The sequence below is a fragment of the Streptomyces pratensis genome (genome assembly GCF_037137275.1).
Lineage (GTDB): Bacteria > Actinomycetota > Actinomycetes > Streptomycetales > Streptomycetaceae > Streptomyces > Streptomyces pratensis_B.
The window spans coordinates 179323-192089 of the sequence record NZ_JBBBEN010000098.1 but is presented as its reverse complement, the minus strand read 5'-3'; the positions used below and the strand labels follow the sequence as shown (position 1 = coordinate 192089).

The window sequence follows — 12767 nt, the reverse complement described above, 5'->3', positions numbered from 1 at the left end:
TGACGACGGCGGGCTCAGCGGTCGAGGCCGCGCCAGCCTTCCGCGTCGACGCCGCCGGGCACACTCGCCCCGCTTTCATAGGGCTCCCGCGTGAAGACGAACGAGCCGAGGTCCAGATGGTCCACCGAGCCGTCGTCCCTGCGGACGACCTGGAGGGTCTCACCCGCGTAGTAACCGTTCCGGCCCGTCCACGCACCGTCCGGCCGGGCGGTGAAGGTGGCGCCGCGGCCGTTGCCGCCGAGCGGCGTGAGCTCCAGCCCGCGGTCCGGCAGGAGCTTGAGCGTGAAGGTGAGGCTCCCCCAGTGCCAGATCCCCGTCAGTGCGAGCAGCTCCTCGTCCACCTCCGGCAGCGGGCTCCACGGCTCGGGGATGCGGGGCTCGGCCTCCGCGACGATCCCCACGAGTTCGGCGGCGACCTGAGCAGCGGGCAGCCCCGAAGTGGCGTTGGCGAGGACGACCGCGGCGATGTCCTCCTCCGCGTTGATCCACAGCCCGGCGACGAACCCCGGCAACGATCCCGAGTGGCCGAAGAGCAGACTCCCGTCACCCGTCACGATCTGAAGTCCGAGGCCATACCCACTGCCCCCGGCCTCGGTCACTGCGGCGGGCACCCGCATCTCCCGCACGGAGTCCGCCGACAGGACGCGGTCGTCCCCCTCGGTGAGAAAGGCGGCGAACCGCAGCAGGTCCGCCGCGGTCGACCAGAGCTGACCTGCGGGCGCCATCAGCCCCAGCTCCTCCGCGGGTTCACTCAGCATCACGTCGGCCCAGGGGTGGACGGCCCAGCCCTCCGCGTGCGGCACCACGGGCTCGCTCGTCGTGCGGCGCATGCCCAACGGCTCCAAAATCTCGCGGCGCAGCGCATCCGCCCAGGAGACGCCGCGTACCGCCTCGACCAGAGAACCGAGCAGGGTGTAGCCAGGGTTCGAGTAGTGATGGCGGTGGCCCGCCGGATGTCTCTGCGGCCGCTCGCCCAGCACGTCGGCGAGTTCGGGCCGCAGACTGCCCGGCGTCCGCTCCCACCAGGGGGCGGGCGCCTCCGCGCCCAGGCCCGCGCTGTGCCCGAGCAGCTGGAAGACGGTCGCACCGCCCGCGCCGGTGCCGGGAAGGTGCTTCTCCAGCGGGTCGTCCAGACCGATCAGCCCTTCGTCCCGCAGCCGCAGCACCAGGACCGCGGTGAACGTCTTGGTGATCGAGCCGATCCGGTACTGCGTGTCGGCGTCGGGGCAGGGCCCCCCGACGCCCGAACGTGCCTCGCTCCAGACCAACCGCCCCTGGCGTTGCACGGCGGCCACGAGGGACGGCGCGCGGCCGTCCCGCTGGGCGAGGGCGACGCGGTGCAGCAGGGCGCGCCGCGTACAGGAAAGCAGGCCTTCACCGAGAGAAGTCATGGGCAACCCCTACCCGACCGCACCGCCTCCTGGCCAACGCTTTCCGTACGGCGCGTACCGACCCGGCGGACGGCCGACGAGCGGACCGGCCGTCCGGTCATGCCGGAGATCCGACCGGCGTCGCCCCGGGCTGCGCCCCCAGCCGGAACCGTGCGCCCGGCCTACGAGGAGAGCGGCTCCTTCTGCCGAGAGGTGGATGCGTCAGGGGGCGGTCCTCTCGGCCGGGCCGGCCGTCCCCGCTTCCCGAGGCGCAGGCAGGCCACCGGGCCCCCGGGCGGACATCTCGCCCACCTGCTGCCGGAGCATGCGCACCTCCGCCGTCAGGTCGGCGATCGCCGCCGTCTGCCGCTCGATCTCCGCGTCGTCGCGCTCGAAGCGGGAGATGAACCAGGCGGCGATGTTGGCCGTGACCACACCGAGGAGGGCTATTCCCGAGAGCATCAGCCCGACGGCCAGCACCCGGCCGGGCCCGGTGACCGGGGCGGTGTCGCCGTAGCCCACGGTCGTCATCGTGGTGAAGGCCCACCACACCGCGTCCCCCAGCGAGTGGATGCCGGAGCCCGGCACGTCCTTCTCCACCTCGAGCACGGCCAGCGAGCCGAACATCAGCAGCCCCGCGCAGGAACCGGCGACATACGTGGTCACGCGGATCTGCGGTGCCATCCGGGCCCGCTGCCCGACCAGCAGCAGCGCGGCGACCAGCCGCAGCAGGCGCAGCGGCTGGACCAGTGGCAGCGCCACCGCGAGAAGTGCGAACGGATGCCCGCGGACGAAAGCCCAGCGGTCCCGGGACATCAGGAGACGTGCCAGGTAGTCCAGCGCGTAGGCCCCCCACACGATCCATTCGATCGTCTGGCACACGTTCCGCACCCACCGGGCGGACCCCGGCGCGACGATGGGAACGGCGTAGGCCACCGCGAACAGCGCGGCGAGCCACAGCAGGGGCACCTCGGTGCGCCGCTCCCAGCGCTTTCGCTTCCCCTCCCCGGCCTCCATGTCCTCGTCACGCTCCATGACGGGCATCCTAAACGCCCCGTCCGGAAGCTGAACGGGCCCTATAGGACCACAAGCGGACATATCCCTTTCCGCCGCATGGGGGACGCGCATGCGCTGTCCAGCTCCTTCGCTTACGTGCCCTGCCGTGTGCGGCCTTGGCGACGTATGCGAGAGAAGCGGGGCCCGAGGGGCCGACCCCATTCAGCGGGGACCGAGACGGCGGGGCAACGGCATCAGGAAGCGGGGAGAGGCTCCAGTCGGCAGGCGCCCCCGTGGGCGACCACGCGGCCGGCGGTGGGCGGTGCGAAGCGGGTGCCGAGGGGCCCCATCAGGTCTGCGCCATGTCGACAAAGCGCGAGTAGTGCCCCTGGAAGGCCACGGTGATCGTGGCGGTGGGGCCGTTACGGTGCTTGGCGACGATCAGGTCGGCCTCGCCGGCCCGGGGGGACTCCTTCTCGTAGGCGTCCTCGCGGTGCAGCAGGATCACCATGTCCGCGTCCTGCTCGATGGAGCCGGACTCACGCAGGTCGGAGACCATCGGCTTCTTGTCCGTGCGCTGCTCGGGACCACGGTTCAGCTGGGACAGGGCGATCACCGGGAGCTCCAGCTCCTTGGCGAGGAGCTTCAGGTTTCGCGACATGTCCGAGACCTCCTGCTGGCGGCTCTCCGCCCGCTTGGAGCCGCCGGACTGCATCAGCTGGAGGTAGTCGATGACCACGAGCTTCAGCTCGTTGCGCTGCTTGAGACGACGGCACTTCGCCCGGATCTCCATCATGGAGAGGTTCGGTGAGTCGTCGATGTAGAGCGGGGCCGCCGAGACGTCCGGCATGCGCCGGGCGAGACGGGTCCAGTCCTCGTCGGTCATCGTGCCGGATCGCATGTGGTGCAGGGCCACCCGGGCTTCGGCGGACAGCAGGCGCATCGCGATCTCGTTGCGGCCCATCTCCAGGGAGAAGATCACGCTCGGCAGATTGCTCTTGATCGAACAGGCTCGGGCGAAGTCCAGCGCCAGCGTGGACTTGCCCATGGCGGGACGGGCGGCGATGACGATCATCTGCCCGGGATGCAGGCCGTTCGTCAGGGCGTCGAGGTCCGTGAAGCCCGTCGGGACCCCGGTCATCTCGCCGCTGCGCGAGCCGATGGCCTCGATCTCGTCGAGCGCGCCCTCCATGATGTCGCCGAGGGGGAGGTAGTCCTCACTGGTGCGCTGCTCGGTGACGGCGTAGATCTCGGCCTGGGCGGAGTTGACGATCTCGTCAACGTCCCCGTCGGCCGCGTACCCCATTTGCGTGATCTTCGTACCGGCCTCGACCAGTCGGCGGAGCACCGCCCTCTCGTGGACGATCTCCGCGTAGTACGAGGCGTTGGCCGCGGTCGGAACGGACTGCACCAGGGTGTGCAGATACGGCGCTCCGCCGACCTTGGTGATCTCGCCGCGCTTGACCAGCTCGGCCGCGACCGTGATCGGGTCGGCCGGCTCTCCCTTGGCGTAGAGGTCGAGGATCGCCGTGTAGACGGTCTCGTGGGCGGGGCGGTAGAAGTCGTGCCCCTTGATGATCTCCACGACGTCCGCGATGGCGTCCTTGGACAGCAGCATGCCGCCGAGGACCGACTGCTCGGCGTCGAGATCCTGCGGCGGCACCCGCTCGAACCCGGGGGAGCCGCCGTCCCAGGCCTCGTCCGGGCCCCGGTCGTGGCGGTCCTCACGGCCCTTGCGGTCTCCGCGACGCTGACGGGAGACAGGCAGACGGTCGCCGGGACCGGCCTCGGTCCAGGGGTCGTCCAATGGCTCGGGAATGCTCACCGGGCCGCCTCCTCACGTCCGCGTCGCGGACCTAGCCGTGCCACTCTTTCTTACGGCACGGCACCGACAAAAAGGTCGCCCGACTCCACTTCCGGCGCATCTGGTTCGGTGGATTCCGGTGCCGGAACGGAGTGCGGGCGCCGGACCACGGTAGGCCTGTCTGCACCGTCAGCCAATCTGGTTATCCACAGGGCATGTGGATGACGGACCAGATGCTGTGGAGAACCCTGCTGAACCTGTGCACGGAACGGGGGACAGCATTGTGGACAAACTCATAGCCGCCGCCACTTAACCCATCTGACCTGCATGTTCTCCGTCCACCGACTGTGGGGGAGAAAAACTTTCGCACTCATTTCAAGATCTCTGCGAACCGCGCCGAGATGAGCGGCCCCGATGGATGGCAGTAAGGATCAATGATGCATTGCATCTCTTACCTGTGGAAGATTAGATTGACACCATGACCCTGGCCCCCGCGCCCCCGAAGAAGAGCCGCCGCCGACACGACCGGGAGATCCTGGCCCTCGCCGTGCCGGCGTTCGGCGCGCTCGTCGCCGAGCCTCTGTTCGTGATGGCCGACAGCGCCATCGTCGGCCACCTCGGCACCCCGCAGCTGGCCGGTCTCGGGATCGCGGCAGCCCTCCTCATGACCGCCGTGAGCGTCTTCGTCTTCCTCGCCTACGCCACCACAGCGGCCGTCGCCCGCCGCGTCGGCGCCGGCGATATGCCCGCCGCGATCCGGCAGGGCATGGACGGCATCTGGCTCGCCCTGCTGCTGGGAGTACTCGTCGTCGCGCTCACAGTGCCGACGGCCCCCTGGCTCGTGGACGTCTTCGGCGCGTCCGACACCGCCGCTCCGTACGCCATCACCTATCTGCGGATCTCCAGCCTCGGCATCCCGGCCATGCTCATCGTCCTTGCCGCCACCGGTGTACTGCGCGGCCTCCAGGACACCCGCACCCCGCTGTATGTCGCCATCGGCGGCTTCACAGCGAACGGCGTCCTCAATGTCGCGCTCGTCTACGGGGCCGGGCTCGGCATCGCCGGGTCCGCATGGGGCACGGTGGTCGCCCAGGCGGGCATGGCCGTCGTCTATCTCGTCGTCGTGGTCCGCGGAGCCCGGAGGCACGGCGCGTCCCTGCGCCCGGACGCACTCGGCATCAGAGCCAGCGCACGGGCCGGCGTGCCCCTGCTGGTGCGCACCCTGTCCCTGCGGGCCGTGCTGATGATCGCCACAGCAGTCGCCGCCCGGCTCGGGGACAGCGATATCGCCGCTCACCAGGTCATCCTCTCCCTCTGGAGCCTGACCGCCTTCGCACTCGACGCCATCGCCATCGCCGGACAAGCCATCATCGGGCGCTATCTGGGGGCGGGGGACGAGAAGGGAGCACGCGAAGCCTGCCGTCGAATGGTCGAGTGGGGCATCGGCTGCGGCATCGTGCTGGGCGTCCTGATCGTGCTCGCCCGTCCCCTGTTCATCCCGCTCTTCACCAGCGACCCCACGGTGAGGGACGCCCTGCTCCCCGCCCTCATGGTCGTGGCGGTCTCCCAGCCGATCGCCGGAGTGGTCTTCGTCCTGGATGGTGTCCTGATGGGAGCGGGTGACGGGCGCTATCTCGCCGGGGCCATGCTGGTGACGCTCGCCGTCTTCGCTCCCGTCGCGCTCCTGGTGCCCGCACTTGGAGGCGGACTCACCGCACTCTGGTGGGCGATGACGCTGATGATGACCGTCCGTCTCGCCACACTCTGGCTGCGTACCCGGTCGGGACGGTGGATCGTCACCGGAGCGACGCGCTGACGCCGGAGGCACCGACCCGGGTACGGCTGGGCCCGCTGACGCCGGAGCTACCGCCCGGGCACGGCCGTTTCACGTGAAACGGAGCGGGCCAAGGGGCGTTTCACGTGAAACCGGCGCGGCGGCCGATCACGCTGCGTGTCTCGCGGCGCTGCTCCCTGCGCCTGGGTACAGGGGTCATTCCTCAGGTCTGTTTCACGTGAAACAGACCCGACCACCACGAGCCCATCGGGCTCGTTACACCGTGAAGGGCCGCNGGTGGGTGCGGCCCTTCACTGACTCTGCTGAGCTCTGCCCCTTAGGCAGAAACGACCTCGACGCCGAGCTTCGCTGCGACCTCGGGGTGCAGACGCACGGACACCTGGTGTCCGCCGAGCGTCTTGATCGGCGAGCCGAGCTCCACGCGACGCTTGTCGACGTCGGGACCACCGGCAGCCTTGATCGCCGAGGCGATGTCGGCCGGGGTCACGGAGCCGAAGAGACGGCCGGCGTCGCCGGAGCGAACAGCCAGACGAACCTTCACGCCCTCAAGCTTGGCCTTGATCTCGTTGGCCTGCTCGATCGTCGCGATCTCGTGGATCTTGCGGGCGCGGCGGATCTGCGCCACGTCCTTCTCGCCACCCTTGGTCCAGCGAATGGCGAAGCCACGCGGGACCAGGTAGTTGCGGGCGTACCCGTCCTTGACGTCTACGACGTCGCCGGCCGTACCGAGGCCGGAGACCTCGTGGGTGAGGATGATCTTCATGCTGTTGTCACCCTCCCCTTATCGCGCGGTGGACGTGTAGGGCAGCAGCGCCATCTCACGGCTGTTCTTGACTGCCGTGGCGACGTCACGCTGGTGCTGCGTGCAGTTGCCGGTGACGCGGCGGGCACGGATCTTGCCGCGGTCGGAAATGAACTTCCGCAGCATGTTCGTGTCCTTGTAGTCCACGTACTGGGTCTTGTCCTTGCAGAACGCGCAGACCTTCTTCTTAGGCTTGCGCACAGGCGGCTTCGCCATGGTGTTTCTCCTGTGTGATCAAGAAGTGGGGGTACGAGCCGCCCTAGAAGGGAGGCTCGTCCGAGTAGCCGCCGCCAGCGCCGCCAGAGCCGCCGGAACCGCCGGGGCTTCCGCCCCAGCCGCCTCCGCCGCCCTGCTGGCCCCCGCCCTGCGGGCCGCTTGACGGCGCGCCGGTCGCCCACGGGTCGTCGGCGGCAGCGCCGCCCCCGCCCTGCTGGCCACCGCCACCGGGACCGCCGCCCCAGTTACCGCCGCCCTGCTGACCGCCGCCGTATCCACCCTGACCGCCCTGAGCACCGCGACCCGTGGTCTTGGTGACCTTGGCCGTGGCGTTCTTGAGGCTGGGGCCGACTTCCTCGACATCCAGCTCGTAGACCGTGCGCTTGACGCCCTCGCGGTCCTCGTAGGACCGCTGCTTCAGCCGGCCCTGCACGACGACGCGCATGCCTCGCTGAAGCGACTCCGCGACGTTCTCCGCCGCCTGACGCCAGACCGAGCAGGTGAGGAACAGGCCTTCGCCGTCCTTCCACTCATTGGTCTGCCGGTCGAAGATGCGGGGAGTGGACGCGACACGGAACTTCGCGACCGCCGCACCGGACGGGGTGAAGCGCAGCTCGGGGTCGTCGACGAGATTGCCGACGACCGTGATGACGGTCTCGCCTGCCATGGGTGAACCTCTCGGCGGGGATTGCTTCTGGCTGCTTGCTGCTACTCGAACCCGAGGACCTCTGAGCTAGATGCTCAGTGGATCTCGGGACGGAGGACCTTGGTCCGGAGGACCGACTCGTTCAGGTTCATCTGGCGGTCGAGCTCCTTGACGACCGCAGGCTCGGCCTGCAGGTCGATGACCGAGTAGATGCCCTCGGGCTTCTTCTTGATCTCGTAAGAGAGCCGACGACGGCCCCAGGTGTCGACCTTCTCCACCTTTCCGTTGCCCTCACGGACGACGGAGAGGAAGTTCTCGATCAGCGGGGAGACTGCTCGCTCCTCGAGATCGGGGTCGAGGATGACCATCACCTCGTAGTGACGCATGTGGAACCCACCTCCTTTGGACTCAGCGGCCACGGTCGTTCCGTGGCAGGAGGGTCGTGATGCGTTGAGCAACGGCGTCCCCGAGGAGAACACCCGGCACGGACGTTCCCGCTCCCGAACGATCCCGTGGAGGGGGTTCGGAGGAGGCTCGCCGTGCTGGCCTGGGCAGACACCGGTGCAGACGGTACAGACTACCCGTAGACCGGCTTCCGGTTGAAATCCGGTGCTCAGAGGGCACAATCGAGACAGACGCGGTGTGAGAGGCGCTACATCCACCGCCCGTCCGGCCAGGAGGTGCTCCATGGCACAGACCACCCGTCCCGCCAACGGCTCGCTCTTCGCGACGGACGGCAAGCCGCACCCGCTCCAGGACGCCCTGCTCGGCGTGACCCTGGTGCTCGGCGCCCTCGCGTTCGTCACGGCGATGTTCCACCACCTGCACCTGATCAGCTCGTGGGCCGGGCTGATCGGCATCCTCACCGGTGGGTACGGGATGTACGTCTCCCGGACCACCGCGGAACGGTTCGGGCTGATCGTGGGCCTCGGCGCGGCCGGCTTCGGCTTCTTCCTCGGCATGGCGCACGGCGGCCTGTTCGGCGGCGTGATCACCTGACCGGCGCAGCGGCCGGCGCGGGCGCCCAGGGGCTCGCGCCGGTCCGGCGGGCGGTCCGGCCCCACGCGGCCAGACCGGGCGGTCCTCGGTCACAGTAGGCTTCGGCGCGAGAGCCGGAGCCCCTGACCGATGGGGACACACCTGCCGAGGAGCGCCCCGCATGAGCCTGACCCTGAGGACCATCAGCCGAGAGCAGCATCTGGCGTACATCCAGAGTCTCCCCTCGGCCAGTCACTGCCAGGTCCCGGCGTGGGCTGACGTGAAGACCGAGTGGCGCTCGGAGAGCCTCGGCTGGTTCGACAAGAGCGGCGAGATGGTCGGAGCGGGCCTCGTCCTGTACCGCCAGCTGCCGAAGATCAAGCGCTACCTCGCCTACCTGCCCGAGGGCCCGGTCATCAACTGGCACGCCCCCAACCTGGACGACTGGCTCCAGCCGATGCTGGCCCACCTCAAGCACCAGGGCGCCTTCTCCGTGAAGATGGGCCCGCCGGTGGTCATCCGCCGCTGGGACGCGGCGGCCATCAAGTCCGGCATCCAGGACCCGGACGTGAAGCGGCTGCGCGACGTCGAGGCCACCCACATCGAGCCGCGCGCCTTCGAGGTCGCGGACCGGCTGCGGAAGATGGGCTGGCAGCAGGGCGAGGACGGCGGCGCCGGGTTCGGCGACGTACAGCCGCGCTACGTCTTCCAGGTGCCGTTGGCCAACCGCTCCCTGGAAGACGTCCTCAAGGGCTTCAACCAGCTGTGGCGCCGCAACATCAAGAAGGCCGACAAGGCCGGCGTCGAGGTCGTCCAAGGCGGCTACGAGGACCTGGCCGAGTGGCAGCGGCTCTACGAGATCACCGCGGTGCGCGACCGTTTCCGGCCGCGCCCGCTCTCGTACTTCCAGCGCATGTGGACCGTCCTCAACTCCGAGGACCCCAACCGCATGCGGCTCTACTTCGCCCGGCACAACGGCGTGAACCTCTCCGCGGCCACGATGCTCGTCGTCGGGGGACACGTCTGGTACTCCTACGGCGCCTCCGACAACATCGGGCGTGAGGTCAGGCCCTCGAACGCGATGCAGTGGCGCATGCTGCGCGACTCGTACGCGATGGGCGCCACCGTCTACGACCTGCGCGGCATCAGCGACTCGCTGGACGAGACGGACCACCTCTTCGGCCTGATCCAGTTCAAGGTCGGCACCGGCGGCGAGGCCGTCGAGTACGTCGGCGAGTGGGACTTCCCGCTCAACAAGCTGCTGCACAAGGCGCTCGACATCTACATGTCGCGCCGCTGACCCGCTTCACCGCACACCGTTCGTACCTGCTTCACCGCAGCCACCAGAAAGGTTCCGGGCCGGCCATGGCGCTCTCCCTCTACGTAGACACCGCACGCTGGCGGGCGCACCAGAAGTCCGTGATCGACCAGTTCCCCGGAGTCGTACCGGTCTGCAAGGGCAACGGCTACGGCTTCGGCCATCAGCGCCTCGCCGACGAGACGATCCGCTTCGGCTCCGACACGCTGGCCGTCGGCACGACCTACGAAGCGGCCGAGATCAAGGACTGGTTCAGCGGCGACCTGCTCGTCCTCACCCCGTTCCGACGCGGTGAGGAGCCCGTCCCGCTGCCCGACCGCGTCATCCGGTCCGTCTCCTCCGTCGACGGCGTGCACGCCCTGGTCGGCGCGCGGGTCGTCATCGAGTGCATGAGCTCGATGAAGCGCCACGGTGTCAAGGAGGAGGAGCTCGGACTGCTCCACGCGGCGATCGAGGACGTACGGCTCGAAGGGTTCGCCCTGCACCTGCCGCTGGACCGCACCGACGGCACGGACGCCGTCGAGGAGGTCATCGGGTGGATGGACAGGCTGCGCGCGGCCCGGCTGCCGCTGCACACCATGTTCGTCAGCCACCTGCGCGCCGAGGAGCTGGCCCGGCTCCAGCAGCAGTTCCCGCAGACCCGCTTCCGCGCCCGCATCGGGACCCGGCTGTGGCTCGGCGACCACGAGGCCACCCAGTACCGGGGGGCCGTCCTGGACGTCACTCCCGTCGTCAAGGGAGACCGGTTCGGCTACCGCCAGCAGAAGGCCGCCTCCGACGGCTGGCTGGTCGTGGTCGCGGGCGGAACGTCCCACGGGGTCGGCCTGGAGGCCCCCAAGGCGCTGCACGGCGTGATGCCGCGGGCCAAGGGCGTCGCCCGCGCGGGCCTGGCCACGGTCAACCGCAACCTGTCGCCGTTCGTCTGGGCCGGCAAGCAACGCTGGTTCGCCGAGCCGCCGCACATGCAGGTGTCGATCCTGTTCGTGCCCGCGGACGCGCAGGAACCGCGGGTCGGGGACGAGCTGGTCGCCCACCTCCGCCACACGACGACCCAGTTCGACCGGCTCGTCGACCACTGACCCTCCCGGGGCCGGGCCCGCACGTGGGCCCGGTGGTTCCCGGCCCGTCGCCTGGGCGCCCGGGTCAGTCGGCCCCTGTCCGCGCCACGCCCCACTCCACCCGGGGCCCGGCGACCGCCGGAGCGGTGTGGTCGGACGTCCGGGTCCCGGGCGCCAGCACGAAGGCGTCGGGCGCCCCGTCGAGCATCCCGCCGGACGGGTCGTCCGACCCGTCCCGGCGCACCGGGTCCTTGTCCGGCAGCAGGACGTCCCGGACGACCAGGGCGCACAGGTACAGCGTGCCCAGCAGATGGAGGGCGATCGCGACCTGGTAGCCGTCCTGCGGCAGCCCCTGGTGCTTGTCCCCGCCGCTGGTGTGGGCGAGATAGAACCAGATCCCCAGGAAGTACATGACCTCGCAGGTCTGCCAGATGAGGAAGTCCCGCCAGCGCGGCCGGGCCAGGACCGCCAACGGGATCAGCCAGAGCACGTACTGCGGTGAGTAGACCTTGTTCGTCAGGATGAACGCGGCCACCACCAGGAACGCCAGCTGGGCGAAGCGCGGCCGACGCGCCGCGCCGAGCGCCAGGGCGGCGATGCCCGCGCAGAACACCGCCATCAGGACCACCGAAGCGGTGTTGACCGTCTCCACGTCGATGGGCCTGCCGGTGCGCTGGGTGATGATCAGCCAGAACGAGCCGAAGTCGATGGGCCGTTCCTGGCTGAAGGTGTAGAACTTCCGCCACCCCTCGGGGGCGTAGACCATCACCGGCAGGTTGACCACCAGCCAGGCCGCCCCCGCGCCGAACAGCGCCGTGCCGAACTCCCGCAGCCTGCCCGCCCGCCAGCAGAGCACCAGGAGCGGGCCGAGCAGCAGGACGGGGTACAGCTTGGCGGCCGTCGCCAGGCCGATGAGGAGGCCGAACGCCAGAACCCGGCCCCGCGACCACATGAGCATCGCCGCGGCCGTCAGCGCGACGGCCAGCAGGTCCCAGTTGATGGTCGCGGTGAGGGCGAACGCGGGGGCGAGCGCGACCAGGAGCCCGTCCCAGGGCCTTCGCCGATGGGTGCGCACGGTGCACACGGCGATGATCACCGCACAGATCATCAGCATGCCCGCGTTGACCATCCAGTACATCTGCTCGCGCTGCTGGATGGGGTCGCTGTCGGGCGTCAGCGTCAGCCAGGCCGCCACCTGCATGAACAACCCCGTCAGCACGGGGTACTCCAGGTACTGCATGTCGCCGCTCAGCCGGTCGAAGTACGGCACGAGTCCGTCGGCGAAGCCGCGTCCCAGAAAGAGGTGCGGGATGTCGGAGTAGCAGGCGTGCGTGTACTGCGAGGTGGCCCCGCGGAACCACGCCCATTCGTAGCAGGGGATCTTCTGCACCATGCCGAGGGCGAACATCCCGATCGCGACCAGCGCGACGACCCGCACCGGTGTGAGCGGGCCGTCGCCGGTCCGCGCCCAGCGCCCCACCCGGCCGCCGAACAGTTCGCTGCCGGCCGCCGCGACCTCGTCCTGATCCGTGGGCCGCACGACGGGCCGCTCCTGGTGCACGCTCGTGTCTTCTGCGCTGGGGCTTGGCATGCCGCACATCCTGCCGTACGGGGCGGCGCACCGGGCAAGGGCCGCACGGGGGACACGGCGGGCGGCACGAGAGGCCGCAGGAGGGTGCTCCTCCCGCCGGGACACGGCGAGGGCCGCCGCACCCGCCTGGGGCACGGCGGCCCTCGCCGCTGCGGTCGGCCGGCCCGCCACGGGTCACGGCCGGCGGGTGCCG

Annotated in this window: 12 protein-coding genes; 4 read left to right on the top strand and 8 right to left on the bottom strand. The window is 69.9% G+C overall.

Going from position 1 to position 12767, the window contains the following annotated elements; translation table 11 throughout:
* Positions 1 to 14: 14 nt before the first annotated feature.
* From V9U70_RS24715 to dnaB, 3 genes are all read right to left on the bottom strand, one after another.
* On the bottom strand, positions 15 to 1391 hold the full coding sequence (locus V9U70_RS24715) for a serine hydrolase domain-containing protein (RefSeq protein ID WP_336678650.1): 1377 nt from the start codon (positions 1389 to 1391) through the stop codon (positions 15 to 17).
* A 201-nt stretch (positions 1392 to 1592) separates the two neighbouring features.
* A complete protein-coding gene (locus V9U70_RS24710; RefSeq protein ID WP_336678649.1) occupies positions 1593 to 2405 on the bottom strand; it encodes a potassium channel family protein in 813 nt (270 codons plus the stop codon).
* Positions 2406 to 2715: 310 nt separating this feature from the next.
* Positions 2716 to 4173 carry a replicative DNA helicase gene (gene dnaB / locus V9U70_RS24705; RefSeq protein WP_336678806.1) on the bottom strand — a complete coding sequence of 486 codons (1458 nt, stop codon included), beginning with the start codon at positions 4171 to 4173 and terminating at the stop codon, positions 2716 to 2718.
* A 475-nt stretch (positions 4174 to 4648) separates the two neighbouring features.
* On the opposite strand from dnaB, the gene V9U70_RS24700 reads away from it, so the two are divergent.
* Entirely contained in the window at positions 4649 to 5986 is a 1338-nt protein-coding gene (locus tag V9U70_RS24700) for an MATE family efflux transporter (RefSeq protein ID WP_336678647.1), read from the top strand.
* Positions 5987 to 6281: 295 nt separating this feature from the next.
* On the opposite strand, the gene rplI is transcribed toward V9U70_RS24700, so the two are convergent.
* The 4 genes from rplI to rpsF all read right to left on the bottom strand — a co-directional run bounded on the left by rplI (position 6282) and on the right by rpsF (position 8015).
* The gene (gene rplI, locus V9U70_RS24695) at positions 6282 to 6728 is read right to left on the bottom strand and encodes a 50S ribosomal protein L9 (protein WP_336678645.1); all 447 of its coding nucleotides are present in this window, start codon (positions 6726 to 6728) and stop codon (positions 6282 to 6284) included.
* 18 nt (positions 6729 to 6746) lie between these two features.
* Positions 6747 to 6983: a 30S ribosomal protein S18 gene (gene rpsR / locus V9U70_RS24690; RefSeq protein ID WP_003967857.1), complete on the bottom strand. Its 237-nt coding sequence runs from the start codon at positions 6981 to 6983 to the stop codon at positions 6747 to 6749.
* Positions 6984 to 7026: 43 nt separating this feature from the next.
* Positions 7027 to 7650, bottom strand: coding sequence for a single-stranded DNA-binding protein (locus V9U70_RS24685; RefSeq protein WP_336678643.1), 624 nt, complete (start codon positions 7648 to 7650; stop codon positions 7027 to 7029).
* Positions 7651 to 7724: 74 nt separating this feature from the next.
* Positions 7725 to 8015: a 30S ribosomal protein S6 gene (rpsF, locus tag V9U70_RS24680; RefSeq protein WP_031090355.1), complete on the bottom strand. Its 291-nt coding sequence runs from the start codon at positions 8013 to 8015 to the stop codon at positions 7725 to 7727.
* A 301-nt stretch (positions 8016 to 8316) separates the two neighbouring features.
* Here rpsF and V9U70_RS24675 point away from each other — a divergent pair, with 301 nt between their 5' ends.
* The 3 genes from V9U70_RS24675 (at position 8317) to V9U70_RS24665 (ending at position 11004) form a co-directional block, all read left to right on the top strand.
* Positions 8317 to 8628 (top strand): hypothetical protein, encoded by a 312-nt coding sequence (locus tag V9U70_RS24675; protein WP_336678639.1) that lies wholly within the window; start codon positions 8317 to 8319, stop codon positions 8626 to 8628.
* 160 nt (positions 8629 to 8788) lie between these two features.
* Entirely contained in the window at positions 8789 to 9907 is a 1119-nt protein-coding gene (locus tag V9U70_RS24670) for a lipid II:glycine glycyltransferase FemX (RefSeq protein WP_336678637.1), read from the top strand.
* A 65-nt stretch (positions 9908 to 9972) separates the two neighbouring features.
* Complete coding sequence (locus V9U70_RS24665; RefSeq protein ID WP_336678636.1) at positions 9973 to 11004, top strand: alanine racemase; 1032 nt, start codon at positions 9973 to 9975, stop codon at positions 11002 to 11004.
* 64 nt (positions 11005 to 11068) lie between these two features.
* Here the strand turns inward: V9U70_RS24665 and V9U70_RS24660 are convergent, their stop codons facing one another.
* Positions 11069 to 12583, bottom strand: a complete 1515-nt coding sequence (locus V9U70_RS24660; protein WP_336678634.1) for a glycosyltransferase family 87 protein — start codon at positions 12581 to 12583, stop codon at positions 11069 to 11071.
* Positions 12584 to 12767 lie beyond the last annotated feature (184 nt).